Here is a 25704-nt window from a genome sequence, read left to right on the forward strand (position 1 = left end):
GTCAATCCTTCGCGAGCGTGACGACGGGCAGGTAAGCGGTGCGGGTGGTGCCGTCGATTTGTTCGAATTCGATGGGGCCCCAGGTTCCGCGGTCGAAGCCGGCGCCCTCGTGGAGGGTCTGCGAAAGCAGGGCCCGGATGGAGTTGATGTGGCGTTCCCCGGCGGGAAGCTGCTCCCACGCCTCGGTGAGGGTGGAGGCCCCGGCCAGCGCAGCGCGGATGGCTTCCGGCTTGGCCTTGGCGGTCCGGGGTGAACGCGCGCGGTCCGAGTCGGAGAACGCGATGGGGTCCGCGAGCTTGGGCGGCGCCGCGAACTCGTCGGGGTCGAAGAGCTTGACCATGGCAAGGGATTCGAAGCCGGCGCTGAACAGCACCGGGCCGCGGACCAGTCCGGGCCGTTCGCGCTCGTAGGGCAGGGAGCGGATCGCCTGCTCGGCCTCCCGCAAAACCTTCCGGAGCCGGACCGACTGACGGAAGTCATCGCTTTGGACGTACGTGTTGAGGCTTTCGCTGAGCTTGCCGTAGATCCTCTGGATCTGGCTGTGCTGGCTGCGGAGTTCGGCCACCAGGTTCTTGAGAGTCTCGCGCTCGTCATGGCTGAGCTCGTCCGCGAACTGCCGGCTCAGCACCTCGCCGATCGCCGAGCGGAACCTCAGCTGCTGCTGCGGATCCTCCAGGAACGCGGTGAACGACCGGAACGTGCGGCCTTCGGGGCTCTGCCGGAGCCGCTTGTCGGCCTCCAGCACCTGGGCCATGGTGGCGCCCTTGCTGAGGGATTCCTCGATGATCTGGTTGCGCAGCTCCCCCACGAGCTCTTCGATCCGGTCACGCATTTTCTTGTAGTCCGCGGGCAGACTCGCGGCGAGGTCGAGGATGTTGCCGGCGGCCTCCACGGCCTCGTCGTCGTCGAGCAGTCCGTCGAAGTCCCCGGAGCTGATGTCCTCCATCAGTTGGCGGCGCTCGTCGATCTCCTCCTCGAGGGATTCAATCCGGGCGCTCTGGTCCGGGTTGGTCTCGTTGGCGAGTTTCTCCACATCGCCGAGCAGTGTGCCAAGCCGGGAGCCGTTCAGCGTGGAGCGTTCGCTCGAGAGGCTGTCCAGGAAAGCCAGGACACGGGCAGCGGGTTCGGTGACTTCGTAGACGATCTGGCCGGACTGGTTCCGGCGGGTCAGGAAGTTCTTGCGGGTCCATTCGTCCGCATATTTTTTTCCTGATAGCGCGCCGCTAGCCGAGCCGCTCTGCTGCTCCCCCGCGCCGGGGTCCTGCCGGCGGAGCTGTTCGAGGAAGGCGTCGACGTCGGCGTGGAACTCTTCCAGCGGAAGCTGGGCACGGGTTCGGGTGAAGGAGGCCTGGAGCACGGCGATCACCCAGGGCGCCGAGCGCGTCAGCGCCCAGGCCGGACCTTTGGTGAGGAGTTCGAGGTCCCGGAGCCGGGCGCTGATGGCGTCGGCTGATGACACGGCGGAGCGGGACACGCACTCTCCTTCGGCTGCCAGCGGATGGGTTGGGATGGTGTTGCGGGGCAGCGGATTCGCAAAACTGCCAGCTACAAGGTTAACGCAGGGCTCACGCCGCATTCATCGTTGTCTGCTTCCTTCCGTGGGAGCACACTGGAATGACCAGCTGAAAGGAGACGATCATGCGGAAGAGAACGATGTGGATCGCGGGGGCGGCCTCTGCAGCGGTGATCCTGGGCGGGGCGTCGATTGCGGTCGGGGCCACCCAGCAGGCCCGGGATTTTCGGCTCGGAACCCTGGGCGGCCTGGCAGCCAGCATCGGGAGCCTCGATGACGATTCCGACGGACCGGCGCTCACCGACGCCGACCGCGCCATGGCATCAAGCGCCGCGCTGGCGAAAGTAGGCCAGGGCACCGTCACCGAAGTGGAGCGCGACGGCTCCGGCGCAGCCTACGAGGTTGAAGTGCGGCTCAGCGACGGCACGCACGTTGACGTCGCCCTCGGAGCGGACTTCCAGGTCATGAGCCAGAGCGCCCCCGAACACGACGACGACTGACGGGTTTTGCGGCACTAACTTCAAGGCACATAAGCGGCACACATAAGCGGTGCGACACCCGGGATTGGTGAGGGTGCCGCAACCGCGCCGTGACCTACGCCCCGGTAGCATTTCGATCCCATATCAAGAGGCCACGAACGCTCAAAGGCCCCTAGTTGAGCACCTCTCCGGCACCCTACGCTCGGGCTACTGGTTCAACCGAAGCAATGGTGCAGGGGGAAGAATGCAGTTCGACCTAAGCGCAGTGGAAACGGGCACGATGGTGGTCATGGGAACCCTCGTGTTTGCCCTGATGATCGGTGCCTTCATGATGGTGTCCGCCTTCGCCGCCATGGTTCTGGTTGGGGTGGGACGGCTCGCCTGGTACCTCGTGGCCGGCGCCCTGGTTGGCCTGGTCCACGGCATCAACCACGCATGGGACCGGCTGGTGCACCACGCCTCAACAGTGGAGCTTCCCGGCGACTTCCAGGTCGACTTTGGCACGGACATTCGGGCCGAGTATCAAGGGCAGGCTGCCCCTAGCACAGGCACTTACCCGCGAGTAGTATTGCGGGACAGCTGAAGGGTCCTCCACCCGCGGCGGATCCAGGGCTCAAGCCGGCCACCCGGTTAGAGGAGATGCCCAGTGAGCTCCGCCATTGAAGACCCCGCCGCACCCACCACCCCAACACCCGGCACCCCAACGCCAGCGACCGATGCGCCAGAGGCCGCGGGGGCTCCGGGCCACATCGGCTCCGATGCCACGGCCGCCGACGCCCGCGCCATTGCCGAAGCCGCCCGCGAGACCAGTTGGAAGCAGCCCAGTTTCGCGAAGGGCCTCTACCTGGGCAACTTCGATCTGGGCCTGATCCACCCATGGCCCGAGGCCCCGGCCGACGACGTCGAACGCGGCGAGGCGTTCATCGCCCGGCTGACCGACTACTGCCGCACGATGTCAGGGCGCACCATCGAGCGCGACGACCGGATCCCGGACGACTATCTCAAGGGGCTCGCCGAGCTCGGCGCGTTCGGCATGAAGATTCCCCGCGAATACGGCGGACTGGGCCTGACACTCGTCTACTACGGCCGCGCACTGGCCCTGCTTGGCTCGGTGCACCCAAGCCTCGGCGCCCTGCTGTCCGCGCACCAGTCCATCGGCGTTCCGGAGCCGGTCAAAGTCTTCGGCACGCCGGCCCAAAAACAGGAATACCTGCCCCGCTGCGCCGCCGGAGCCATCACCGCTTTCCTGCTGACCGAGCCCGACGTCGGCAGCGACCCCGCCCGGATGGGCAGCACCGCCGTCCTCTCCGACGACGGCGAGTCGTACGTCCTGGACGGCGTCAAGCTATGGACCACGAACGGCGTCATCGCCGAACTCGTCGTCGTCATGGCGCTCGTGCCGCCGCACACCGACGCGGACGGCACCGCCCACAAAGGCGGCATCAGCGCGTTCGTGGTGGAAATGGACTCCCCGGGCATCACCGTGGAAAACCGCAACACCTTCATGGGGCTCCGCGGGATCGAAAACGGCGTCACCCGCTTCCATCAGGTCCGGGTCCCGGCCGCCAACCGGCTGGGCCGGGAAGGACAGGGCCTGAAGATCGCCCTCACCACCCTCAACACGGGCCGGCTCTCGATCCCCGCGCTGTGCGTCGCCACGGGTCGGTGGAGCCTGAAGATCGCCCGCGAATGGTCCAACGCCCGCACGCAGTGGGGTCGGCCGATTGGCCAGCATGAGGCCGTCAGCAAGAAAATCGCCTTCATCGCGGCCAGCGCCTTCGCCCTGGACGCCGTGTTTGAACTCTCCGCGGAAATGGCCGACGCCGGGCAGAAGGACATCCGGATCGAGGCGGCCCTGGCCAAGCTGTGGTCCACGGAGATCAGCTGCCTCATCGCCGACGAACTCGTGCAAATCCGCGGCGGCCGGGGCTTTGAAACGGCAGACTCGCTCGAAGCCCGCGGCGAGCGCGCCGTCGCCGCGGAACAGCAGCTCCGCGACATGAGGATCAACCGGATCTTCGAGGGTTCCTCGGAAATCATGAAGTTGCTGATCGCCCGCGAAGCCGTGGACGCGCACCTGGCGGCCGCAGGAGACCTCGCCTCGGAGGACGCCCGCCTCTCGGACAAGGCGAAGGCCGCCGTCGGCGCCTCCGGCTTCTACGCCAAGTGGCTGCCCAAACTCGTGGCCGGCGCCGGCATGGACCCGCGGTCCTACAGCGACTTCGGCCGGCTCGCCAAACAGCTGCGCTACGTGGAGCGCTCCTCCCGGCGCCTGGCGCGGCAGACGTTCTACGGCATGGGCCGCTGGCAGGCGAAGCTGGAGCACAAGCAGGCGTTCCTGGGACGGATTGTGGACATCGGCGCCGAGCTGTTTGCCATGGCCGCGTGCTGCTCCCGAGCCGAGATGCTGCTGCGGACTCATCCCGAACGCGGGGCCTCCGCATACGAACTCGCCGAGGCCTACTGCGAACAGGCCCGCGTTCGCGTGGACGAATATTTCGACCGGCTGTGGCGGAACACCGACGACGCCGACCACGTCCTGGCCCGCCAGACCCTCGCCGGCGACTATGCCTGGCTTGAGGCCGGAGTCCTTGACCAGTCAGAAGGGACCGGCCCGTGGATCGCGGACGCCAGCCGGCGCCCCTCCGTCCGGGAGGACCTGCACCGCAAATACCGCTGAACGGACCCCGCGAGACCGCCACAGCCGATAATAAGCACCCTTGCTAACCGGAATCCGCCATGGTTAGGTTTACGGGAGACCGTCACCCCTACGGTGCCGGACATCCGGCGAAAGTGAGCAGTCCGCATGAGCAGCACCGCAGGCCCCGACGACAAAACGACGCGCCACACCACGCAGGCGGACGGCGCAACCGCGCCGGTGACGGCAGTCCGCCACGATGATCCCGTCCGCGACGCGCCTGTCCGTGACACGCGTGCCGGCGACACGGTTGTCGACGAGATCCCGACCCGCCAAACCGTCGTGGCCCGTGAGAAGGAACAGTTCGGCGGCATCCAGGTCGGCTCGGCGTTCTTCGGCTGGCTGGCCGCCACCGGCACGGCCGTCTTGCTCACCGCGCTGGTCGCGGCCGGCGGCACCGCCGTCGGGCTCGCCACCAACACCGACGTGAACGACGCCGTCAACCAGGCCTCCAACAACCAGACGATCGGGCTTGCCGGCATCATCGTGCTGCTGGTGATCCTCCTGGTCGCCTACTACTGCGGCGGGTATGTGGCCGGCCGGATGGCCCGCTTCAACGGCGCCAGGCAGGGCTTCATGGTCTGGATCTGGGCCCTGATCGCAGCGATCGTGGTCGCGGTGCTGGGCCTGGTCGCCGGGCAGCGCTTCAATATCCTGGCCAATCTGAACAGCTTCCCGCGCATCCCGGTCAACGAGGGCCAACTGAACACCATGAGCATCATCGCGGCGGTGGTCGTGGCCGCCGTTGCCCTGGTTGGTGCCGTACTGGGCGGCCTCGCGGGCATGCGCTTCCACCGCAGGGTGGACAAGGCGGGTTTCAGCCCGGCACCGGTGGAGGATCAGGCAGACACGACGCCGTCGACGTAGTACCAGCGCCGGTCCACCCGCGCAAAGCGGCTGGTTTCGCGCTGCACGCCGCGTTCGCCGTCGTGCCGGAAGTGCGCCGCGAATTCCACTGTGCCTTCAGCGTCCAGCGGGCCGCCGCGGCCGGTGGACAGGATGTCCAGGCGGCGCCACTGCATGCCCGAATCCAACTCCAGTTCAGCGGGTCTCGTGTCCGGATGCCACGTCCGCAGCAGGTATTCGGCGTCCAGCACCACGAAGGCACTGTACCGGGACCGCATGAGCTGCTCCGCCGTCGGCGCGTCGGCATCCCCGCGATGGAAACGGCCGCAGCACTGGGCATACTGCTCGCCGGACAGGCACGGACAGTTCCCCTGGTACGCGGCGGCAGAACCACTCCCGGAACTGCCAGCGGCAGACGTGCCCGCGGGTTCAGAATCGGCGGCTGCGGCGTGCGTCACAAGATGTCCTTCCGGCGGGCCGGACAACGCCGGCGGGGCTGTCTTTGACTATAGACGCCCGGCCAGCGGCGGCGCGCCCCGCCGGCGGATAACGGCTTTGACACATCTTCGCCAGGACCGCGCGGGTCGGCGCGGGGCGGCCGAAAAGTACGTATTGTTAAGAGCGGCTCCTGCCCCGCCACATGCTTGCGGCCGGGAACCCGCTGCAGCAGGCCGGCAAGGAGAGGTGACATGGAAGATCCAACAACCATTGCGCTGAACTTGACCTTTTTCGGGACCCTCGGCGTGGCGTTCGTGATGTTCCTTGGCCTCTTCATGGTTTTCGCCGCCACCCTCGTGCTCGCGGGGATCGGCCGGCTCGCGGCATTCGTTGTCCTGGCCGTCACCGGGCTCCTCAGCGGTGGTCCCGGGGTGCGGGACGAGCGGCCGCGGGAACTGCCGACGCGGGACGAACCGGCCAAGGCACCGAAGCCCGCAGTCCCGGCCCGGATGACCACACCGCGCCGCCCCGCCCGGAACGCAAGCAAGAAGGAACCGGCGCTGTCGCCCGAATGGGCAGCCGCCGTGGCCCGGGCAGATGCCCGCGCCGCCGCGAGGGCCAAGGCCGAAGCCGGACCGGCCGTCCGGGTCAAGGTCCGGGACCTGCCCAACCCTTCCGCATCGGCCCGGGACATCACGGAAGTCTCGGCCCTGGTGGAGTCGGCCACGGACACCAATGGAACCCTCGGCGCGATCCCGCTGGCCTTCAAGAAGCCCGCCATGCCCGCCGCGAAGTCCCTGCTGGACACCGGCTCACTCGTGTCCTTGCGGGGTCTGCCGACCGCGAAGGCCAAGCAGCCGGCCCAGGAGCGCAAAGCCGGCTGAGCCCTTACCCCGGGCAGGCAAGTCCGCTACGTTGGAACCCATGGAATTCAGATACCTCGGGAACAGCGGCTTCAAGATTTCAGAAATCACCTTTGGCAACTGGCTGACCCATGGCTCCCAGGTGGAGAACGACGTCGCCACCCAGTGCGTCCGTGCCGCGCTCGACGCCGGCATCAGCACCTTCGATACGGCGGACGTCTACGCCAACACGGCCGCGGAAACGGTCCTGGGCGCAGCCTTGAAGGACGAGCGCCGGGAATCCCTGGAAGTCTTCACCAAGGTGTTCGGCCCCACCGGACCCAAAGGCCACAATGATCTGGGCCTGTCCCGCAAACACATCATGGAATCCATCAACGGCTCCCTGAGGCGGTTGCAGACCGACTACGTGGACCTCTACCAGGCGCACCGCTATGACTACGAGACGCCGCTGGAAGAGACCATGCAGGCCTTCGCGGACATCGTCCGGCAGGGCAAGGCCCTGTACATCGGGGTCAGCGAGTGGACGGCCAACCAGATCCGCGACGGCCATGCCCTCGCCAAGGACCTGGGATTCCAGCTGATCTCCAACCAGCCGCAGTACTCCATGCTGTGGAGGGTGATCGAGGCCGAGGTGATTCCGGCGTCGGAAGAGTTGGGCCTGTCCCAGATCGTCTGGTCCCCGATGGCGCAGGGCGTGCTGAGCGGCAAGTACCACCCGGGCAAGCCTGCTCCCGAAGGCAGCCGCGCCACGGATTCCAAGGGCGGCTCGCGAATGATCGAGCGCTGGATGTCCAACGAGGTCCTCACCGGCGTGCAGCAACTCAAGCCGATTGCGGAGGAGGCCGGGCTGACCATGGCCCAGCTCAGCATCGCCTGGGTGCTGCAGAACAAGAACGTGGCCTCGGCCATCATGGGCGCGTCCCGGCCGGAACAGATCGAGAAGAACGTCGCAGCCGCGGGCCTGAAGCTGGATTCCGTGATCATGGACAAGATCGATTCCGTCATCGGCTCGCTGGCCGAACGCGACCCCGCGCAGACCAAATCACCCGCCTCCCGCGAGGCCTAATCCCATGCCCAACGTGCCCGAGCTCGCCGTCACCGGATCCACCGGCAACCTGGGCGGTGTGGTGGCCAGGCTGCTGGCCGCGGCCGGAAGCCCACAACGGCTCCTGGTCCGGGACGCCGCCCGGGCGCCCGAGCTCGAAGGCGCCGTCCCGTTCGTGACCACCTACGCGGACCAGGAGCGGGCCAAGGAGGCGCTGACGGGGGCGAAGACCCTGTTCATGGTCTCCGCGGCCGAGGCCGAGGACCGGCTGCAGCAGCACTACGCTTTTATCGATGCGGCGGCAGCGGCCGGCATCCAGCACATCGTGTACACCTCGTTCTTCGGCGCGGGGCCGGACTGCACGTTCACCCTGGGCCGGGACCACTTCGCGACCGAGGAGCGCATCAAGGCCTCCGGCATGGACTACACGTTCCTGCGGGACAACTTCTACCTGGACTTCCTGCCGCTGCTGGCCGGTGACGACGGCGTCATCCGCGGCCCCGCCGGGACCGGCGTCATGGCGGCCGTGGCGCGGGCGGACATAGCCCGTTCGGCCCTCACCGTGCTGCGGGACCCTGCCCTGCACGTGGGACGGACCTACAACCTGACCGGCCCGGAGAACATCTCGCTGGCCCGCGGCGCGGAACTCCTGACCGCCGGAACCGGCCGGGCCATCACCTTCCACAACGAGACCCTGGAGGAGGCCTACGCGTCCCGCGCCTCCTACGGGGCGCCGCCGTGGCAGGTGGACGCCTGGGTGAGCACCTATACGGCCATCGCGGCCGGCGAACTGGCCGGCCCCACCTCGGCCGTGCACGAGCTGACCGGCCGCGAACCGCTGGGCCTGGAGCAGTTCCTCGCGGAGGCGCACACCCTGTAGCCCGCGCGGCGGACACGACAGGGCGGGCCAGCCCGGGACAGGCCGGCCTGTCCCGGTGTTGACGGTTTCCGGGCCGCGGCGTAGACCTGATTCCAGGTGACACCGGCCAGCACCGGGCCGGTGCGGAGAAGAATCGCAAGGCCATGCCAAAGCAAATGTCCCGCCACTCCGCCGTCCTGAAGAGCCCGCGCCGGCAGGGCCGGAAACTCGCCCCACATTCCGGCGAGCCGAGCTATGGCCCGTTGACCACCGACGAGCTCCAGCTTGCCGTGCGGAATCATTCCATGCCGCTGGAGGCCCTGCGGAGCGATACCACCCCACCCGGGCTGCACTATGTGCTCACCCACTTCGACATCCCGTTCATCGACGTCGAGCACTGGCATCTGCAGCTCGGCGGGGCGGTGCAGCGGGCTGTGGAGCTGAGCCTGCGGGCCCTGCGCCGGGCACCGAGCATCAGCCTCCCGGTCACGCTGGAATGCGCCGGCAACGGCCGGTCCCTGCTGCGGCCCCGCCCGTTGAGCCAGCCCTGGATCCTGGAGGGAGTCGGCACCGCGGTGTGGACCGGCGTCCCGCTCGCCTACCTGCTGACCCAGGCCGGCGTGGACGAGGACGCCGTGGAGGTGCTCTTCACCGGGGCGGACAGCGGCGTCCAGGGCGGCGTCGCCCAGCACTTCGCCCGGAGCCTGCCGATCAGCGAGGCCCTGCGGCCCGACGTGCTGCTCGCCTACCAGATGAACGGCGCGGACCTGCCGCCGCAGCACGGCTATCCGCTCCGGCTGGTGGTGCCCGGCTGGTACGGCATGGCGAGCGTAAAGTGGCTGTCCTCGATTAAGGTCCTGACCAAGCCCTTCGGCGGCTTCCAGCAGTCCGTGGCGTACCGCTACCAGCAGGATGCCGAGGACCCCGGCACCCCGGTCTCCTGGATCAAGGTCCGCTCACTCATGGTTCCTCCGGGCGTCCCGGATTTCTTCACCCGGAACAGGATCCTGCCCCGCGGACCGGTGATGCTGACCGGCCGGGCGTGGTCCGGGCAGGGCAGCGTGGAGCGCGTCGACGTCGGGATTGACGGAAAATGGGCCCCGGCCCATCTGGAGCACCCGGCCGCGCCGTTCGCGTGGTGCGCGTGGTCGATGCCGTGGGTGGCCGATCCCGGCGAGCACGAGCTCAGTTGCCGTGCCACGGATGCCAGCGGCGCCGTGCAGCCGCTGGAACCGGCGTGGAACTACCAGGGCATGGGGAACAATGTGGTGCAGCGGATCAAGGTCAGCGTGGAGTAGCTCCCGAAACCTGGAGTAGTGCCCGAAATTCGGGGCTCAGCGGCTGCGCCGCAGGTGCTCAGCGTTCAGTTCGTCGAGTTCCTCATCCGTGAGGTCATCGAAGCCGCGGGCCTCGCGCTTGTCGCTGCGCGAGAAGCGGATGAACATCAGGATGATCAGGGGCAAATCCACAATTTCGCAGATGAACCACAAGACATCTCCGGCCAGTTGCTGGTCCCGCAGGGCGTTAGGAAACCAGCCCAGCGGGGAGGGCGTCGTGGTGACGTGATCGAGGACCTGGCCGTTGAGGCGCAGGAGGATCCCGGGCACGGCGTCGACCAGCAACTCAATGAAAACGAATACGAACTCCACGACGAAGAACGCGCTGGACCGGCGGAAGTCTGCCTCCTCGATGATCGGCAGGGCCATCATCATGCCCAGCAGCGGAACCCCGACGGTCAGCAGCGCCCCGGCCAGCGGGTCAGTGCGGAGGGTGTAAAAGGCGGGCGTGAGGAAGGTCGAGAAGAGCGCGAGGCCCAGCAGCGGGGCGGCCATCGAGTTGCCGGCCAGCCGCACCATACGGTGTGAGAGCCCTTTGTTCAGCCGGTCGACGCCCCGCGGTGGGAGGGCCGCGCGGGCCAGCGAAATGGGTTTTCCCAGGCCGATCAGCAGCGGCACCACGAACAGCAACAGGGAAATCTTGAGCGTGAAAGCCCACCGGAGCTGCGCGCTGTAGACGCCCGGAAAGCCGCACGTCAGCACTGTCAGGAACCCCAGGCCCAGGAAATAGAACGCCAGCGTCCGCCACAGGGGATGGCGGTGGCCGCGCGCCGCCGCGGATTTGAGGCCAAGGGCATACAGCAGCGCCGAACCGCCGATCAGGGCGGCGGCGGCCCAGTCGATCTGCCAGGCGGTGAGGATTGCTTCAAGGGGCGGCACGGGCCTATGTTAGGCGCCTTTCCTTGGAGGACCCCGGACACCGCCTCAGCAGCCCTCGAAGTCGGTGAGCACCTTCACCTTGTCCGCCGAGGCGGAGGACGGATCAAAGGTGTAGCCGATCCATTCCCGGGCGAGCCGCCGTGCCAGTTCCAGCCCCACCACGCGCTGGCCCATGGTGAGGACCTGGCAGTCGTTGGACAGCACCGAACGCTCCACACTGAAGGAGTCATGGGCTGTGGCGGCCCGGATGCCGTCGACCTTGTTGGCGGCAATGGCGACGCCGATTCCCGTGCCGCAGAACAGGATGGCGCGGTCCGCCTGCCCGTCCCGGATGAGCTCCGCCGCGATGCCCACGTACGGGTAGGGCTTGGCGAACTGCTCGGGGGCGTCGCCGCGGTTGACGCCGATGTCGATGACTTCTGCCACCCGCGGGTCCGTCCGGAGGTCAGCGAGGATCTGGTCCTTGTAGTCCACCCCGGCCTCGTCCGCGCCAACAATGAGCCGGATCCCGGCCGCCGGGCTCATGAGCGTGCCCCGGCAGCCTGCTGCGCACCTGCAATTTTCACATCGGCAGTATTCACACCGGCAAGGTGTGGGCCGAACACGGTGAAGACCATCGCCAGGGACGTCGCCCCCGGGTCGGGTGTGCCGACGCTCTTCTCCGCCAGGGGTCGGGCCCGGCCCTTCAGCGGGCGCAGGGCCGCGGTGGCCTGCGCCGCAGCGGTGGCCTCCCGTGCCGCTTCCGTCCAGCCAGCATCCGCGCCGGCCCCTTCGCCGGCCAGCCGGCTGAGAGTCCCGGTAAACGGGACAAGCGCGTCCACCATGGTCTTGTCCCCGACGTCGGCCTTGCCGAGTTCGGCGATCCGGGCGGCAAAGGCTGCCACCGCCGCCGCGAGTTCGGCAGCACTGGGCGCGTGGTGGTTGCCGAGGGACTCGCCGAAGGCCCGCAGGCCGGCGCCCCACAAGACGCCGGAGGTGCCGCCGGCGTTATCTGCCCAGGCATCCCCGGCGGTGGTCAGCACGGATCCCGCGCCGGCACCGCGGGACGCAGCCCCTGCGGCGGCGTCAGAGGCCGCATCGATGCCGCGGACCATGCCGCGCCCGTGGTCCCCGTCGCCGGCGATGGCGTCGAGGTCGCCAAGGAACTTCTCGGCGTCGTGGAGTGCCTCGCGGGCCGCCGCCAAAGCGGCGACGCAGTGCCCTGCGTAGTCGCGGGAAGCCTCTGCCGCGGCGAAAGCCTCCGGTGCGGCCGCGTCCTCCCCATGCTCCGATTCGTCCGTCTCGACGCCGGGGAGGGCTGCGTTCCCGCGCCGGTAGGCGGGGGTTTCGGCGGGAGCGGTCCAGAGCGGCTCGAGTTCGTCATCGAGCCACGTCACGGTCAGTGACACACCGGCCATGTCCAGGCTTGTGACGAGTTCGCCGACTTCCGGCATCACCAGGGTGTAGCCGGCGGCGCGAAGCAGCGGTGCCACGCTGAGCCAGAGGACGAAGAGTTCCTCGTGCTTGGTGGAGCCGAGCCCGTTGAGAATGACGGCGAGGCGGTCCCCCGCACCCTGCGGCGTCTCGGCCAGCAGCCGGGACACGAATTCCTGGCCCAGTTCCTTCGCGGGCGGCAGGTCCGTGTCGAACAGGCCTGGTTCGCCGTGAATGCCCAGGCCCAGTCCCATCTGCCGGTCCTTGAGCGTGAACAGCGGAGCCTCGGCGCCGGGGAAGGTGCAGCCGTGGAAGGCGCTGCCGATGGTGCGGGTCAGGTCGTTGGCCTTCCGGCCCAGGCGCACCACCCCGGCAAGGTCAGCGCCCGCTTCGGCGGCCGCGCCCATGATTTTGAAGACCGTGAAGTCACCGGCGATGCCGCGGCGTTTTTCCACTTCCGACGGCGGCGCGCTGGCGACGTCGTCGGTCACCAGGACGTTCTCCACTGCGATCCCCTCGGCGGCGAGCCGTTCGCTGGCCATACCGAAGTTCATGACGTCGCCGGCGTAGTTGCCGTAGGTGAAGACAACGCCGGCGCCGGAATCCGCGGCCTTGGCCACGGAGTACGCCTGCTGGGCAGATGGCGAGGTGAAGATGTTCCCGACGACGGCGCCGTCGGCCAGCCCGGTGCCGATCAGCCCTGCGAAGGCCGGGTAGTGCCCCGAGCCGCCGCCGGCCAGCACGGCCACCTTCGGCTCGCGGGGCCGGTGCCGGCGGACAGCGCCGCCGGGGACCTGGCGCACCAGGTTCGCGTGGACGTCGCAGAAGCCGGCGAGGGCTTCCTCGGCGAAATCTGACGGGTCGTTAAATATTCTGGTCATCGTGGGCTCTCTCGGCTGCGCTCGGTCTGGTCGGCGTGGCTGCTAGTGGATGTGGCTTCCGCCGTTGATGTCGATGGTGGTTCCCGTGAGGTAGGCGGATTCCTCGGAGGACAGGAACGTGATGACGGCGGCGATTTCCTCGGTGCTGGCGTTGCGGCCCAGGGGAATGCCGGCGTTGATGGCGGCTTCCTGTTCTTCGGTGCTGCCGACGCGGATGTTGGTGTCCACCGCGCCGGGGGTGATGGCATTGACGGTCACGCCGGTGCTGCCGATTTCGCGCGCCAGGGCCTTGGTGAAGCCCAGGATGGCGGCCTTAGCTGCGGAGTAGGGGACCTTGCCGAAGACGCCGCCGCCGCGCTGGGCGGAGACGGAGGACATGTTCACGATCCGGCCCCAGCCGCTGGCGATCATGTCCGGCAGGAAGGCGCGGGTGACAAGGTAGGTTCCCGTGGCGTTGACGGCCATGACCTTGTTCCAGAGGTCCAGCGTGGTCTCAAGGAACGGCACCGGGGAGGTGATGCCGGCGATGTTGGCCAGGGCGCCGACGGCGGGGAGGCTGCCGGAGCGGACCTCGGCGGCCACGGCGTTGTACGCGGCTGTCACGGAGTCCTCGTTGGCGACGTCAACCTCGTGGCCAAACGCGGGAACGTTGAATTCGTTGCCGATCTCCGCAGCGACCTTGGCGGACTTCTCGCCGTCGAGATCCAGGATCACCACGGCCCAGCCCTGGCTGGCGTAGCGGCGGGCGGTGGTGATGCCGATGCCCCGGTCCGAGGTTGCCCCGGTGAGGACGGCGGTGCGCTGGATGGTGGTCATGATGCTCCTTGAATATGCATGGTGTGTTGATTGATGGAATCGAGTGCTCGGAAAACGCCGTTTTGACTGTTCAAAAGGGCGGTTACGGAGCAATCGACGGATCGATGAGGTCGGTGATGAAGCTGGCGGCCTTGGCGGCCGCGGCGGGGCGTTCCTCGTGGGTGACGTCCCGGGTCTCCAGTTCCAGGGAGAAGTGGCCGGTGTAGCCTCCGGCCGCGAGGGCGCGCAGTCCGGCGGCGAAATCGGCCTGGCCGTTGCCGATGCTGAGGTTGATGTTCCCCGGCACGGCGTCGCGCAGGTGGACGTGGGCCACCCGGCCCTGGTGCCGCTCGAGGTATTCCAGCGGGTCCTCGCCGGCGGCCACGATGTGGCTGAAGTCCATGACGATCCCGACGCCGGAGCCGGCCAGCCGCTTCGCCAGCAGTTCCGCGCGCTCCAGGTTCCAGCAGAACCGCAGGAAGTGCAGTGATTCGGTCCAGAGCTCGACGCCGAACGTGTCCGCACGCCGCTTGGCTGCGATGAGCTGGGCGGCAACGGTGTCCAGGTCCTCGTCGAGGCTGCGGACCGGGTCGTGGCCAAGGGCGCCGCAGGGCAGGACCAGGGCCTTGGCGCCGGTGCCGGCCGCAAGGGTGAGGAGGGCGTCCAGGTGCCGGTTCCGGGCGGACTGCGTGTCGGCGTTGAGCACGGCGTTCAGGTCCCCGATGTCCCCGTTGACGGACCGCACCCGCAGTCCGGAGGCGACGACGTCGGCCGTCACGGTGGCGACGGCATCGGCGTCGAGGTCGTAGGGGACGTGGTCGCATACCCCGGGGAGGGCGCCGAGGTCTATTTCCTCAAAACCGAGGCCGCTGATGGTCCGCAGGGCGGTCGGCAGGTCCTGGTGACGGAAGCTGATGGACGAGCAGCCGAGTCGGGAATTGAACATCGTCGTTGATCCTCTGGTCGTGCCCCGAGGGCGGTAGTGATAGGGACCACACTACAAAGTCGACTGTCAACAGTCAACCCTTGAAGTTGACTGTTGACAATTACTTATGGCGCGGGTCACACTGGCGTATCATCTGTTAACAGTCGACAGTGTTGGTGCGGAAGCGCCGGCAGCTCTCTTCGAAAGGGATTGACATGAGCAACGAAGCTCTCACCATGCGGGGCCCGGTGCATGGCACCAAGGAAGCGAAACGCGTCGCGATCGGTTCCAGCGTCGGGGCAGTGATCGAAACGTACGACTTCATTGGCTTCGGCACGGCTGCGGCCCTGTACTTCGGCACGGCGTTCTTCCCCACCGGTGATCCGGTGACGGGAACGCTGGCCGCGTTCGCCACCCTCGGCGTCGGCTTCGCGGCCCGGCCGATCGGCGGCATCATCGGCGGCCACCTCGGTGACAAGCTGGGCCGCAAGCCCGTCCTGGTGGCCTCCCTGATCCTGATGGGCGTCGCAACCTTCGTGATCGGCCTGCTTCCCACCTACAGCCAGGTCGGTCTCCTGGCTCCTGCCTTGCTCGTGTTCGTCCGGATCGTACAGGGCCTGGCCTTCGGCGCGGAATGGGGCGGCGCCATCCTCATGAGCTACGAGCACGCGCCCTGGAAGTCCAAGGGCAAGTACACCGGCATGGTCCAGGCCGGCTTCCCGGTCGGGCTGCTGCTGGCCAACCTCGTGTTCCTCTTCAGCGTCCAGCTCGGCGGCGAACTCGCCTGGCGCATTCCGTTCCTCGCCAGCATCGTGCTGGTCGTCGTCGGCCTGATCATCCGCTCCAAGGTCCCCGAATCCCCGGTCTTCGACGAGGTCAAGGACAGCGGCGCCATCGTGAAGTCACCCATCGTCGAGGTCCTCAAGACGGACTGGCGCAATATCGTCAAGGGCATCGGCCTCCGCATCGCCGAGACCGCAGGCTACGCCGTGTCCATCACCTACATGATTTCCTACCTCAACAGCCAGCATCTGGCCGACAAGACCCAGACCCTCGTGGCGCTTTGCATCGCCTCCGCGATCGGCATCTTCGCCACCCAGGCCTGGGCCCGCCTGACTGACAGGATCGGCCGGCGCCCGCTCTACATCTGGTCCTGCGCCTTCGCGGTGGCGTTCGCCGTGCCCATGTTCCTCCTGGTCAACACCGGCCTGTTCATCTTCATCATCGCCACCCTCGTGATCTCCTACGCCGTGTGCCAGAACTCGCTCGCCGGCGCCCAGGGCGCCTGGTTCCCGGAGCTCTTCCAGGCCAAGACCCGCGCCTCAGGCGCCTCGCTGGCCTACCAGATCTCGGCAATGGTCTCCGGGTTCACCCCTTTCATCACCACCCTGCTCTTCGTCAGCTTCGGCTGGATGGGACCGGCACTGCTCTTCGGCACGTACGCCGCAATCGGGCTCTGGGCCGCCGTCGTCACCCGCGAAACCTGGGGCCGGCGCGAACGCCAGCTGGCGGATGAGGCCACCAAAAACACACCCGCCCACGTGAGCGCCTGATGGCCACGACAGAAGAAGCCCAAATGACCGCCACCAAGGAAACCGTGACCACCACCCCAACAGAACGCGTCGAGAGCGTTTCGGCCGCGGCCTACCGGATCCGGCACCATGCCCTGAACATGGGCGAGGTCCAGGGCCAGGGCTATGTGGGCCAGGCCCTTGGCGCCGCGGACATACTGGCGGTTGTCTATGCGGACCAGCTCCGGTTCCGTGCCGAGGATCCCGCCTGGGAAGAACGGGACCGGTTCCTGCTTTCCACCGGCCACTACGCGATCGGCCACTACGCGGCCCTCGCCGAGGCCGGAATCATCCCCGTCAAGGAACTGGAGACGTACGGCTCGGACGATTCCCGGCTGCCGATGTCCGGGATGTCCACCTACACCCCCGGCATGGAAATTTCCGGCGGCTCCCTCGGCCACGGCCTCTCGATCGCCGTCGGCGCCGCCCTGGGCCTGCGCTACCAAGGCTCCGACGCCCGGGTCTACAACTTCCTCTCCGACGGCGAACTCGACGAAGGCTCCACATGGGAGGCTGCGATGGGCGCCCACCACCACCAGCTTGGCAACCTGACTGCCATGGTGGACATCAACGCCCTGCAGGCCGACGGCAAGACGGACACCGTGCTGCGCACCGAGCCCGTCACCGAGAAGTGGGAAGCCTTCGGCTGGTACACCCAGCGCGTGGACGGGAACGACGTCGGCGCTCTGCTGGCCGCGTTCGACAACGCGGCCGCCCAGGCGGCCGCCGTCGGACGTCCCTCCGTGATCCTGTGCGACACGAAGGTGGGCCGCGGAGTTCCGCTGCTCGAGGACCGCGAAAAGGCGCACTTCATGCGCATCGAGGAACACGAATGGCAGCTCTGCCGCGAGCAGCTGACTGCAGGATTCAAAGGGAAGGCCGCACGATGAGCACCGCCACTGATTTGAAGGGCACTGCCCCCAAGCTGAAGACCTCGGCCATGATCGCCTCCTTCGCGGATCCGGGCCAGAAGACCGCGTCCGCGCCGTTCGGACACGCACTGGTCAAGGCGGCCCAGGGGAACGAGAAGATCGTGGGACTGACCGCGGACCTGGGCAAATACACGGACATGCACATCTTCGCCCAGGCCTTCCCGGAACGCTTCTTCCAGATGGGCATGGCCGAGCAGCTGCTCTTCGGCGCCGCGGCCGGCCTGGCGGAGACCGGGCTGGTCCCGTTCGCATCGACCTACTCGGTGTTCGCTGCCCGGCGCGCCTACGACTTCCTGTGCCTGGACGCCGCCGAGCCGAACCTGAATGTCAATATCGTCGGCGGCCTCCCCGGACTGACCACCGGCTACGGCCCAAGCCATCAGGCCACCGAGGACATGGCGATCTTCCGGGGCATGCCCAACCTGACCATCGTGGATCCCTGCGACTCGATCGACATCGAGCAGGCAGTCCCTCAGCTGGCCGCCACCGACGGGCCCACATACCTGCGGCTGCTCCGCGGCAATGTCCCCACGGTGCTGGATGAGTACGGCTACACCTTCGAACTCGGCAAGGCGAAGGTCCTGCGCGGGGGCAACGACGTCGTCTTTGTCTCCAGCGGGCTCATGACCATGCGGGCGCTCCAGGCGGCCGAGGCGCTGGCGGCGCACAATGTGGACGTCGCCGTCGTCCATGCCCCCACCATCAAGCCGTTCGACACCGCGACAGTCCTCGCGGAGCTGAACACGGACCGCCTCGCGGTCACGCTGGAGAACCACAGTGTGGTGGGCGGCCTGTTCGAGACCGTCGCCTCGGCCGTGGTCACCGCGGGCCTGGGCAAACGGGTGGTGCCGGTGGCCCTGCCCGACGAATTCCTCGATGCCGGCGCGCTGCCCACCCTGCATGAACGGTACGGGCTCTCGGTGCAGCGGATCGTCGCCAAGGTGCTCGCCGAACTTGGCTGAAGGTGCGCGGGGGCGGCTGCTGCCGGCCCCGCGCACGTGGCGTACCATCAACTGTTAACACACCAACTGTAAACAGTTGACCACTGACGGTGAGGACTAACCATGGCCGGAGCAACAGCCCCGCTTCTCGGACTGGAAAAGAAGAGCCTCCGCGAGCAGGCGCTATCCGCCTTGCGCACGGCCATCACGAGCGGCGAACTGGAGCCCGGGCGGCATCTGGTGGAGACCGAACTGTCCGACATGCTCCAGATCAGCCGCGGCACGCTGCGCGAGGCCCTGCGCCAACTGGAGCAAGAAGGACTGCTGTCGGCCGGACCGCGCGGCAGGCTGTCCGTGCGTCACCTGGACGGCAAGGAGATCCGGGACATTTTCGCCGTCAGGGCGGCCCTGGAATCGCTCGCGGTCCGGACGCTGTGCGAATTGCCGGACCGGGCCTCTGTGATCGCGTCCCTGCGTTCGGCGGTCGATGCCATGGCCGCGGCTGCCGAGGCGAGCCTGGAAGAACGGATTGAATCCGACCTCGAGTTCCACCGGACGCTGTGCCGGCTCACTGGAAACGAGACCCTGCTGCACTCCTGGGAGTCCCTTGAGGGCTCCATCCGGATGTCGATCATGTTTGCCGGGATTGAGCGGGCCGTCAAAAACATGAGCGTGGACCGCCACCACGACATCGTCGCGGCGATCGAAACCGGGAATGCGGTACTGGCCCGCACAACGGTCCTCGAACACATGGATGTTGCCGCGGCCAACCTGGTGGCCTAGCCGGCGTCAGTAGTCCACGATCGCGCCGGCGGAGATGTTGACGGTGGCGTCGGTGATGGCCGCCGCCTTGTCCGAGACGATGAAGGAGGCCACGTTTCCGACGTCCGTCAGCGTGGCTGTGCGGTTCAGGTGCGCGGCCCTGGCGATCTCCACCACGATCTCCTCGCGGCCTTCGGCCTGCCACGGGATGGTTTCGATAATGCCTCCGGTGACCATGGTGACCACCCTGACGCCGTGTTTTCCCAGCTCAAGCGCCCACTGCCGGCGCAGCCCTTCCATCGCGTCCAGCGCCACCTTGAATCCGCCCAGGCCGGGGATCGTCTGTGGACCCGAACCGCCGAACATGAGCACCACACCGGAGCGCTGCTTGACCATGTAGCCGGCGGCCGCGCGGGTGGTGAGGAAGTGCGTGCGCGCGGCGAGGGCGATGGGACGGGTGAAGTCATCGACGTCAATCTCCATGAGCGGCTGCTGGACGTCGCCGAACGAGATCACATTGAAGGAGATGTCGATCCTCTTGCTCTTCTTCGCCACCCGGTTCACGAAGGCATCCACTTGCTCTTCGTCCAGGGCGTCGACGACGGCGGTTTCGGCCGTGCCTCCGGCCTCGCGGATGTCATTGGCCACTTTCTCCAGCCGCGATTCGGTCCTCCCGGCGATATGGACCGTGGCGCCGTCGGCCGCCAAGGCTCTGGCCACCGCCCCGCCCACTGCCCCGCCGCCGCCGTAGATCAGGGCAGTCTTGCCGTGCAGTAAGCCGTGTTCCTCAATCCCGATGTTCACCATGGTCGCCTGCCTAGTGCCGCGGAGTTCGTGAATTCCCTCAACTATGTTCTTGCGCAGGGCCGGTGGCAAGAGGACGGGCGGGACCACCGCGACGCCGGGACCCGGCCAGGTGTCCCCCCAATTGCACACTCCTGGCCGAACCACGACGATGCGGGCGGACTGCTGCCGCCCCTACAGCGAGTAATTGGACACGTCCAATTTCTCGCCCTGAGCGTACCCGGAACAGATTAGACATGTCCAATCTGCTAAACTCGCTGGCGACCTGAAGTTTTGTGACAAGCCGCGGCTGATGCAGCCCGGCCGATGAAGGAAGCCATTGTGAGCGACGACCAGCCGACCTCCGCGCCGGGTCTAGCCCTGGCCCGCAAGCTGAACATCCTCCTGGACAGCGCCGAGGCCGAGGGCCGGAAAATCACGTTCAATGACGTCCGGGATGCCATGTCCGCTGCCGGGACGCCGCTCTCGCGGGCCAGGTGGCACTACATGCGATCGGGCTCGGGACCGGCCGTCAAGAAAGTCGAACTCCTGCAGAACCTGGCCAAGTTCTTCGGCGTCAGCGAGAACTACCTGATCGACGGTGATGAAGAACTTCCGCCCCGGGTCGAGGCGCAGCTCGAATTGCTCGCCTCCATGCGGGCCAACAAGGTACGCAACTTTGCCGCCCGCCAACTGGACGGACTCTCCCCGGAGACCCTGCTCCAGATCCGGGACCTGATCGATGAGCAGCTCTCCCGCGAGGATCCGGATCAGCGGTGATTCCCCGGCGTCGGGAAGCCGCAAGTTGGTGCTCCTTGACCCGCTAACCGCCCTTTGACCTGCACTGATAGGATTCTGGCGAGGTTTGGCCGTCAGGAAGTGGCGTGTCCACGCTGACGCTCTATCAACAGCCAAGGACTCGGTACATGGATTACGACGCCGCCCGTTCGCGGGCACGGGAAGCAGAAGCCGGCCTCTGCCTCAGCGAGCCGGTCTCGCTGGCTTCTCTCCAGCGGCACCTTGAACGGCTGCGGGACCGCAAGATCGTCATCAACCCCATCGAAGGGGCCACCGATAAGGTCTGCGGTCTGTGGTTCGGGCTTGACCATATGGACCTGATCCTGCACGCACGGGCAGCCTCCGAGGTCCATCGGCAGCAGATTGTCCTCCACGAATTCGCCCACATGATCCTGCGCCACGAGCAGGACATTGTGTCCGCCGAATACGCCGCCACGTTCTTCCCGGACCTGGATCCGGAGCGCGTCGTCAGGGCGCTCAAGAGGGCTGATTTCCTCAATGAGTTCGAGGTCGCAGCGGAGCTCCTGGCCGACCGTCTCGCCGCGCGTATCCGCAGCTCCCAGGACCGCTCCGGCGGCCAGCCGGGCAACTTCGGCTCAGTGTTCGGATGATCCAGCTCCTGACGGCCGCTGTTCTCTTTGTTCTGGCCACGGTTCGCATCCCGGCCGTGGTCCGGAACCGCCGGGACACCGTGTTCCTCGCGGCAGTGTTCGCCGGGATCGCGTCGGTGCTGATGTCGCCGGCCGTGTACGCCACGATCGATGCCCACATCGGCGGCGTCAACATCGCAAAGCTCGCCCTGCATTCCTCAGTTATCCTCAGTCTCTGGTACCTCCGGCGCGCCGTTCTTGAGGCGATAATGCCGGCCGACCCGCGCCGGGCCGTGATCCGCACGCTGCCGCTAACGCTCACGTTAGCGCTGGAGTTCATGCTGTTTGTCCTGACAGGCCCCACTACCACCACGGACAGCTGGGGCCTCTACCACGACCGCCTGCCAGCGGCCCTGTTTTCCGCCGTGCTTGTCGGATTCATAGGTTGGATCTGCTGCGGCGGCGCCGTCGTGTGTTTCCGGTATGTCCCGCGGATGCGCCGGTCTTTCAAAGCCGGCTTCACCATGGCCGGCGCCGGTTGCGCCCTCGGCCTCGTCGTCACGATCAAGTTCACGATCGGGCTGCTCTCGATCCGCTTGCCGGCGTTCGCGGCCGTTCCGCTCCCCTCCGACTCAGTTATCCGAGTCGTGGAGATGCTCGCCTTCATCCTGGTCGGGGCGGGTCTGTTGCTGCCAGCCCTGGCAGGCCGGAGCGGACGAAAACGCCGGGCCCGCTGGGAGGCCAAAACCCTCGCCGGCGTCGAACCCATCAGGGAACGGGTCCTGCACAATGTCGATCCCGGACGCCTCCTCGAAAGCGACCCCGCCGCGCCGGCCCGGGAACGGCTGCACCGGATGATCGTCGAGGTCTGGGACGCTGAGCTCGCCTCCGGCGGAACCCTGACCGGGCAGGAGCGCACGTTCCTCCTGGCCGCCGAAGAGCAGCTCGACCTGAACCGGCTCCCGTGACTCCGTCGCTCACCCACCCGGGCGGATATACGCTGGATCAGATCGGGTCCGGCACCCCGGTCAACGAGGCACGGCACTAGCTCCGGAGGCGGGCAAGGGCACGTCGCCCGGATCGACGGGACCCATGTCGAGGTGGAACGGCGGATATTCGTCCCGCATGAGGGCAACGTAGGCGATGACGCGGTAGATCCAGCGGTTCAGGCCGAGCAGGAGGTCGAAGATCCCCCGCCAGTATTGCCCCGTGAACAACAGGATCACGCCCGCGATGAGGACCAGCAGCCCCATCAGGGAGATGCCTACGCCATACTGAACCCACTGGCCGTCACGGTACTCCCACGCCCTCGCCGTCCCCGTCAGGATGCTGATAATCAGCAGATGCGGAATGGCCAGCAGCCACGATTTCACCAGCACCAGGCCGCGGGACAGCCGTGCGGGATAGTCGACGTCGAAGTCCGCCGGGTAGTCGGTGCGCGCCAGGGTGAAGGGCGGGTAGGCGTCCGTGCCGATCGCGCTGAAGGCGTAGTAGGCCACGCGCCAGTTCCAGCGGATCACGCCGACGCTGAAGTTGAACAGCGAGCGGGGGTAGTGCGCCGTGAAAAGGATCGCGAACCAGGCCACGATCGTGACCACGGCGAAGGCGAACCACAGGAAGAACAGGATGATGCAGTGCGGGATGGCCAGGAACCACTTCACCAGCCACATCCAGCGCGACAGGTTCGGGTCCAGGTAGCCGTGGAGGCGCGCGGGGTACACGTAGGCTGTCGTCGCGCCCGGCGTCATCGGATAGGGAGTTCCCGGCGCGGCGGCGTAGGCGGCTACAGCGCCTGCCGGCGCAGCCATGTTGTAGGAGGCAGCCACGTTGTGTTGGCCAGGGGCGGTCCCGGGCGCGTACGGGCCCACCGGGTACGGCTGGCCGGCCTGGGGTGGCAGCTGGCCGGGAGGGACGCCGCTGCCGGGGCCGCCCTTGCCCGCAGCGCGGCCGAGCCCCGCGGCGCCCAGCACTATCAGCGGCACTCCGATCAGCAGCATCACCAGGCCGCCGATCAGCAGGCCGATGAACACAGGCAGGAGCAGACCGGAACGTGCCCCTGCCTGCAGGTTCACGCTTACCGGGGCACTCGCGTCGGCGTTCATGACCACTACGGCCCAGTCTCCGGACCGAAGGTCCCAGGTGAGGTCCTGCTCACCCGGGCCCGTGGCGGTCGCGGCCCAGAAGTTCTGCTGCGCCGGATCGGAGGGGATGCTGGCGCCGGGCACATCGCGGTACAGGACCCGGAAGGGGTTGACCCTGATGTTTGCGATTTCGGTGTGACGGACCCCGGCCAGATAGGCTGCGACGTCAGCCTGCGGCCCAACGCCGATGAAGATGTCCTTGCCGGGATCGGTGGTGGAACCACGGAGCAGCACGCTGCCCGCAAAACCCGGCGGGACGCCGTCGCGCATGCCGCCCCCGGTCCCGAAGTCCAGCCCGGGCGTGGTCAGCGCGTAGGAATTGGCGGTGAACGGCGCCGGCTGTGTGATGAAGTACCTGCCGTCGCGCTGCTGGTAGTTGACCCAGCCCGCGACCCCGGCGCCGGCCAGCAGCCCCAGCCCGAGCATCGCGCACAGCGCGCCGATCACCAGCATGACAATCCGGCCTGCTTTCATGGCCGCCACCGTCCTCTCAGAAGGTCCCTTTTCAGAAGGTCCCTTTCAGATGGTCCCTTTTCAGAAGGTCCCTTTCAGATGGTCCGCCTCAGATGCTCGGACCACTTTTACGCCGTGATCACCACTTTGAGGGCTTTGGTCTCCGCCGCGCGGGCGAAGGTGTCGTACGCCTCCATGAACTCGTCAAAGATGAAGTGGTGGGTGGCGAATCTGTCCGCCGGGATTTTTTGCTGTGCCACGAGCTTGAGCAGCATGGGGGTGGTGTTGGTGTTTACCAGGCCCATGCTGATGTTGATGTTCCGGATCCAGAGGTCTTCGACGTGCAGTTCCACGGCCCTGCCGTGCACGCCCACGTTGGCGACGTTGCCGCCGGGCCGCACGATGTCTGTACACATCGTGAACGTCGCCGGCACGCCGACCGCCTCGATCGCGACATCCACGCCCTGCCCGTCGGTCAGGACCATCACCTGTTCCCTCCAATCGGCGTCGCTGGAGAGCACCACATCCGTGGCACCGAATTCGCGCGACTTTTCGAGCCGGTTCGCGTCGAGGTCGACGGCGATGATGGTCGCGGCGCCATAAAGTCCGGCGGTACAGATCGCGGCGAGCCCAACGGGACCGGCGCCGATTACGGCCACCGTGTCGCCGGGCTTGACCCGGCCGTACTGCACGCCGATCTCAAAGCCGGTGGGAAGGATGTCGGAGAGCATGACGGCTTGTTGGTCGCTTACTCCTTCCGGCAGGAGGTGCAGGGAGTTCTCGGCGTACGGGACGCGGACGAACTCAGCCTGGGTGCCGTCAATCAGATGCCCGAAAACCCAGCCGATGCCCGAGGTTCCTTCCTCGCCGAGGCAGTGTGAGTACAGTCCCGTCTTGCAGTTGGCGCAGTGCCCGCAGGACTTGATGCAGGAGATGATGACGCGGTCCCCGACTTTGAGGCTGGTCACGGAAGCGCCGATCTCCGTGATGGTGCCGACACCTTCGTGGCCAAGGATCCGGCCCCTGGCTACGGTCGGGACGTCGCCCTTGAGGATGTGCAGATCCGTACCGCAGATAGTGGTGGTGTCCACTTTGACGATCACATCGCTGGGGTTCTGAATTCTAGGGTCGGGGACCTCGGTCCACGACTTCTCTCCAGGCCCGCCGTAGACGAGGGCTTTCATACGTGTTCCTTGGCTTTGAGAATGACTAGTGGGTCCACCAGGCGCAGGCGGCATGGCGTCTCGGTGCCGTCGATCCCCGAATACAGCAATGAGACGCGGGCGCGCTCACGGAGTTCCTCGATCGCCGCGGCCGAGACGCGGGCATGCGCAAGGTCCAGCACGAGTTCGAACCCGGGGAGCTTGCCCGAGACGCGGCGGCACACAACGTAGAGTGCCCGCACGTTGGCTGCGGTCACGATGCCGTGTACCTCGATCCGGGCTGATTCGGCGTCGGCGTTAAGGCGGATGAGAACTTTGAGTTTAGGGTCCCCCGAATGGTGGTGCATGGTCATGTGGCCGTGGTCTCCTGCCTTTCCTGCTGAAGCCGGAAAATGCAAAACGCCATTTCCTTCCCCAATGTGCGGTGAGACCCGTACTGCATTCCATGGGGCGATTCCTCCCTCAACTACGCGGCCCCCAACTGGCCGTGCAGGAACCTCCCCACAATCAGCTTGGTGGGGACCCGTTGCAGGGGTAAGGGGCGAAAGTCCCTTGTGCCCATGCGGCGTCGGCTGGCTTTGGGTCAGGGCCTGTGGGCG

General features: G+C 67.1%; 26 protein-coding genes. 15 read left to right on the forward strand and 11 right to left on the reverse strand.

What is annotated here, in order from left to right; translation table 11 throughout:
• Position 1: 1 nt before the first annotated feature.
• Positions 2–1474: a DUF3375 family protein gene (locus tag AC1DDO_RS21115; RefSeq protein WP_476867495.1), complete on the reverse strand. Its 1473-nt coding sequence runs from the start codon at positions 1472–1474 to the stop codon at positions 2–4.
• A 164-nt stretch (positions 1475–1638) separates the two neighbouring features.
• On the opposite strand from AC1DDO_RS21115, the gene AC1DDO_RS21120 reads away from it, so the two are divergent.
• From AC1DDO_RS21120 to AC1DDO_RS21135, 4 genes are all read left to right on the forward strand, one after another.
• A complete protein-coding gene (locus AC1DDO_RS21120; RefSeq protein ID WP_441411103.1) occupies positions 1639–2013 on the forward strand; it encodes a PepSY domain-containing protein in 375 nt (124 codons plus the stop codon).
• A gap of 223 nt (positions 2014–2236) precedes the next feature.
• A complete protein-coding gene (locus tag AC1DDO_RS21125; RefSeq protein WP_476867494.1) occupies positions 2237–2575 on the forward strand; it encodes a hypothetical protein in 339 nt (112 codons plus the stop codon).
• Between the two features lie 63 nt (positions 2576–2638).
• Complete coding sequence (locus tag AC1DDO_RS21130; protein WP_476867493.1) at positions 2639–4672, forward strand: acyl-CoA dehydrogenase family protein; 2034 nt, start codon at positions 2639–2641, stop codon at positions 4670–4672.
• Positions 4673–4798: 126 nt separating this feature from the next.
• A complete protein-coding gene (locus AC1DDO_RS21135; RefSeq protein WP_476972711.1) occupies positions 4799–5557 on the forward strand; it encodes a hypothetical protein in 759 nt (252 codons plus the stop codon).
• Here the strand turns inward: AC1DDO_RS21135 and AC1DDO_RS21140 are convergent.
• Positions 5530–5994 (reverse strand): YchJ family protein, encoded by a 465-nt coding sequence (locus tag AC1DDO_RS21140; RefSeq protein ID WP_476867491.1) that lies wholly within the window; start codon positions 5992–5994, stop codon positions 5530–5532. The two genes, AC1DDO_RS21135 and AC1DDO_RS21140, sit on opposite strands and share 28 nt — an antisense overlap.
• A 231-nt stretch (positions 5995–6225) precedes the next feature.
• On the opposite strand from AC1DDO_RS21140, the gene AC1DDO_RS21145 reads away from it, so the two are divergent.
• From AC1DDO_RS21145 to AC1DDO_RS21160, 4 genes are all read left to right on the forward strand, one after another.
• Positions 6226–6858, forward strand: a complete 633-nt coding sequence (locus AC1DDO_RS21145) for a hypothetical protein (RefSeq protein ID WP_476867490.1) — start codon at positions 6226–6228, stop codon at positions 6856–6858.
• A gap of 40 nt (positions 6859–6898) precedes the next feature.
• Positions 6899–7903 carry an aldo/keto reductase family protein gene (locus tag AC1DDO_RS21150; protein ID WP_476867489.1) on the forward strand — a complete coding sequence of 335 codons (1005 nt, stop codon included), beginning with the start codon at positions 6899–6901 and terminating at the stop codon, positions 7901–7903.
• Between the two features lie 4 nt (positions 7904–7907).
• Positions 7908–8762 (forward strand): SDR family oxidoreductase, encoded by an 855-nt coding sequence (locus AC1DDO_RS21155; RefSeq protein ID WP_476867488.1) that lies wholly within the window; start codon positions 7908–7910, stop codon positions 8760–8762.
• 155 nt (positions 8763–8917) lie between these two features.
• The gene (locus AC1DDO_RS21160; RefSeq protein ID WP_476867512.1) at positions 8918–10039 is read left to right on the forward strand and encodes a sulfite oxidase; all 1122 of its coding nucleotides are present in this window, start codon (positions 8918–8920) and stop codon (positions 10037–10039) included.
• A gap of 36 nt (positions 10040–10075) precedes the next feature.
• Here the strand turns inward: AC1DDO_RS21160 and AC1DDO_RS21165 are convergent, their stop codons facing one another.
• The 5 genes from AC1DDO_RS21165 to AC1DDO_RS21185 form a co-directional block, all read right to left on the reverse strand.
• Complete coding sequence (locus AC1DDO_RS21165) at positions 10076–10957, reverse strand: cytochrome c oxidase assembly protein (protein WP_476867487.1); 882 nt, start codon at positions 10955–10957, stop codon at positions 10076–10078.
• 45 nt (positions 10958–11002) lie between these two features.
• Positions 11003–11482: an RpiB/LacA/LacB family sugar-phosphate isomerase gene (locus AC1DDO_RS21170; RefSeq protein ID WP_476972712.1), complete on the reverse strand. Its 480-nt coding sequence runs from the start codon at positions 11480–11482 to the stop codon at positions 11003–11005.
• Positions 11479–13251, reverse strand: a complete 1773-nt coding sequence (locus AC1DDO_RS21175) for a dihydroxyacetone kinase family protein (protein ID WP_476867486.1) — start codon at positions 13249–13251, stop codon at positions 11479–11481. Before AC1DDO_RS21175 ends, AC1DDO_RS21170 begins: the two co-directional genes overlap by 4 nt.
• Before the next feature lie 42 nt (positions 13252–13293).
• Positions 13294–14067, reverse strand: coding sequence for an SDR family NAD(P)-dependent oxidoreductase (locus tag AC1DDO_RS21180; RefSeq protein ID WP_476867485.1), 774 nt, complete (start codon positions 14065–14067; stop codon positions 13294–13296).
• Between the two features lie 82 nt (positions 14068–14149).
• Positions 14150–14992, reverse strand: coding sequence for a sugar phosphate isomerase/epimerase family protein (locus AC1DDO_RS21185; RefSeq protein ID WP_476867484.1), 843 nt, complete (start codon positions 14990–14992; stop codon positions 14150–14152).
• A 194-nt stretch (positions 14993–15186) separates the two neighbouring features.
• Here AC1DDO_RS21185 and AC1DDO_RS21190 point away from each other — a divergent pair, with 194 nt between their 5' ends.
• The 4 genes from AC1DDO_RS21190 to AC1DDO_RS21205 all read left to right on the forward strand — a co-directional run bounded on the left by AC1DDO_RS21190 (position 15187) and on the right by AC1DDO_RS21205 (position 19198).
• The gene (locus AC1DDO_RS21190; RefSeq protein WP_476867483.1) at positions 15187–16524 is read left to right on the forward strand and encodes an MFS transporter; all 1338 of its coding nucleotides are present in this window, start codon (positions 15187–15189) and stop codon (positions 16522–16524) included.
• Positions 16525–16547: 23 nt separating this feature from the next.
• Positions 16548–17432: a transketolase gene (locus tag AC1DDO_RS21195; RefSeq protein ID WP_476867482.1), complete on the forward strand. Its 885-nt coding sequence runs from the start codon at positions 16548–16550 to the stop codon at positions 17430–17432.
• Positions 17429–18436: a transketolase family protein gene (locus AC1DDO_RS21200; protein ID WP_476867481.1), complete on the forward strand. Its 1008-nt coding sequence runs from the start codon at positions 17429–17431 to the stop codon at positions 18434–18436. Before AC1DDO_RS21195 ends, AC1DDO_RS21200 begins: the two co-directional genes overlap by 4 nt.
• Positions 18437–18538: 102 nt before the next feature.
• Positions 18539–19198 carry a GntR family transcriptional regulator gene (locus AC1DDO_RS21205; protein WP_441411116.1) on the forward strand — a complete coding sequence of 220 codons (660 nt, stop codon included), beginning with the start codon at positions 18539–18541 and terminating at the stop codon, positions 19196–19198.
• Positions 19199–19204: 6 nt separating this feature from the next.
• On the opposite strand, the gene AC1DDO_RS21210 is transcribed toward AC1DDO_RS21205, so the two are convergent.
• Positions 19205–19984, reverse strand: a complete 780-nt coding sequence (locus AC1DDO_RS21210; protein ID WP_476867480.1) for an SDR family NAD(P)-dependent oxidoreductase — start codon at positions 19982–19984, stop codon at positions 19205–19207.
• A 318-nt stretch (positions 19985–20302) separates the two neighbouring features.
• Here AC1DDO_RS21210 and AC1DDO_RS21215 point away from each other — a divergent pair, with 318 nt between their 5' ends.
• The 3 genes from AC1DDO_RS21215 to AC1DDO_RS21225 all read left to right on the forward strand — a co-directional run bounded on the left by AC1DDO_RS21215 (position 20303) and on the right by AC1DDO_RS21225 (position 22316).
• Positions 20303–20740 carry a hypothetical protein gene (locus AC1DDO_RS21215; protein WP_476867479.1) on the forward strand — a complete coding sequence of 146 codons (438 nt, stop codon included), beginning with the start codon at positions 20303–20305 and terminating at the stop codon, positions 20738–20740.
• 146 nt (positions 20741–20886) lie between these two features.
• Positions 20887–21369, forward strand: a complete 483-nt coding sequence (locus AC1DDO_RS21220) for a hypothetical protein (RefSeq protein ID WP_476867478.1) — start codon at positions 20887–20889, stop codon at positions 21367–21369.
• Positions 21366–22316: a hypothetical protein gene (locus AC1DDO_RS21225; RefSeq protein ID WP_476867477.1), complete on the forward strand. Its 951-nt coding sequence runs from the start codon at positions 21366–21368 to the stop codon at positions 22314–22316. The genes AC1DDO_RS21220 and AC1DDO_RS21225 overlap by 4 nt, the downstream gene beginning before the upstream one ends.
• 60 nt (positions 22317–22376) lie before the next feature.
• Here the strand turns inward: AC1DDO_RS21225 and AC1DDO_RS21230 are convergent, their stop codons facing one another.
• The 3 genes from AC1DDO_RS21230 to AC1DDO_RS21240 form a co-directional block, all read right to left on the reverse strand.
• Complete coding sequence (locus AC1DDO_RS21230) at positions 22377–23963, reverse strand: DUF4389 domain-containing protein (RefSeq protein WP_476867476.1); 1587 nt, start codon at positions 23961–23963, stop codon at positions 22377–22379.
• A 107-nt stretch (positions 23964–24070) separates the two neighbouring features.
• Positions 24071–25126, reverse strand: coding sequence for a zinc-dependent alcohol dehydrogenase family protein (locus tag AC1DDO_RS21235; protein WP_476867475.1), 1056 nt, complete (start codon positions 25124–25126; stop codon positions 24071–24073).
• Positions 25123–25458: a hypothetical protein gene (locus AC1DDO_RS21240; protein WP_441411123.1), complete on the reverse strand. Its 336-nt coding sequence runs from the start codon at positions 25456–25458 to the stop codon at positions 25123–25125. The genes AC1DDO_RS21235 and AC1DDO_RS21240 overlap by 4 nt, the downstream gene beginning before the upstream one ends.
• Positions 25459–25704 lie beyond the last annotated feature (246 nt).

It is taken from the genome of Arthrobacter sp. 10N43 (genome assembly GCF_056394525.1).

Bases quoted from the DNA above. Each gene is read 5' to 3' on its own strand.
- AC1DDO_RS21120 (WP_441411103.1), top strand. From the start codon at position 1,639: ATGCGGAAGAGAACGATGTGGATCGCGGGGGCGGCCTCTGCAGCGGTG.
- AC1DDO_RS21125 (WP_476867494.1), top strand. From the start codon at position 2,237: ATGCAGTTCGACCTAAGCGCAGTGGAAACGGGCACGATGGTGGTCATG.
- AC1DDO_RS21135 (WP_476972711.1), top strand. From the start codon at position 4,799: ATGAGCAGCACCGCAGGCCCCGACGACAAAACGACGCGCCACACCACG.
- AC1DDO_RS21145 (WP_476867490.1), top strand. From the start codon at position 6,226: ATGGAAGATCCAACAACCATTGCGCTGAACTTGACCTTTTTCGGGACC.
- AC1DDO_RS21150 (WP_476867489.1), top strand. From the start codon at position 6,899: ATGGAATTCAGATACCTCGGGAACAGCGGCTTCAAGATTTCAGAAATC.
- AC1DDO_RS21155 (WP_476867488.1), top strand. From the start codon at position 7,908: ATGCCCAACGTGCCCGAGCTCGCCGTCACCGGATCCACCGGCAACCTG.
- AC1DDO_RS21160 (WP_476867512.1), top strand. From the start codon at position 8,918: ATGTCCCGCCACTCCGCCGTCCTGAAGAGCCCGCGCCGGCAGGGCCGG.
- AC1DDO_RS21170 (WP_476972712.1), bottom strand. From the start codon at position 11,482: ATGAGCCCGGCGGCCGGGATCCGGCTCATTGTTGGCGCGGACGAGGCC.
- AC1DDO_RS21175 (WP_476867486.1), bottom strand. From the start codon at position 13,251: ATGACCAGAATATTTAACGACCCGTCAGATTTCGCCGAGGAAGCCCTC.
- AC1DDO_RS21180 (WP_476867485.1), bottom strand. From the start codon at position 14,067: ATGACCACCATCCAGCGCACCGCCGTCCTCACCGGGGCAACCTCGGAC.
- AC1DDO_RS21185 (WP_476867484.1), bottom strand. From the start codon at position 14,992: ATGTTCAATTCCCGACTCGGCTGCTCGTCCATCAGCTTCCGTCACCAG.
- AC1DDO_RS21190 (WP_476867483.1), top strand. From the start codon at position 15,187: ATGAGCAACGAAGCTCTCACCATGCGGGGCCCGGTGCATGGCACCAAG.
- AC1DDO_RS21195 (WP_476867482.1), top strand. From the start codon at position 16,548: ATGACCGCCACCAAGGAAACCGTGACCACCACCCCAACAGAACGCGTC.
- AC1DDO_RS21200 (WP_476867481.1), top strand. From the start codon at position 17,429: ATGAGCACCGCCACTGATTTGAAGGGCACTGCCCCCAAGCTGAAGACC.
- AC1DDO_RS21205 (WP_441411116.1), top strand. From the start codon at position 18,539: ATGGCCGGAGCAACAGCCCCGCTTCTCGGACTGGAAAAGAAGAGCCTC.
- AC1DDO_RS21210 (WP_476867480.1), bottom strand. From the start codon at position 19,984: ATGGTGAACATCGGGATTGAGGAACACGGCTTACTGCACGGCAAGACT.
- AC1DDO_RS21220 (WP_476867478.1), top strand. From the start codon at position 20,887: ATGGATTACGACGCCGCCCGTTCGCGGGCACGGGAAGCAGAAGCCGGC.
- AC1DDO_RS21225 (WP_476867477.1), top strand. From the start codon at position 21,366: ATGATCCAGCTCCTGACGGCCGCTGTTCTCTTTGTTCTGGCCACGGTT.
- AC1DDO_RS21230 (WP_476867476.1), bottom strand. From the start codon at position 23,963: ATGAAAGCAGGCCGGATTGTCATGCTGGTGATCGGCGCGCTGTGCGCG.
- AC1DDO_RS21235 (WP_476867475.1), bottom strand. From the start codon at position 25,126: ATGAAAGCCCTCGTCTACGGCGGGCCTGGAGAGAAGTCGTGGACCGAG.
- AC1DDO_RS21240 (WP_441411123.1), bottom strand. From the start codon at position 25,458: ATGACCATGCACCACCATTCGGGGGACCCTAAACTCAAAGTTCTCATC.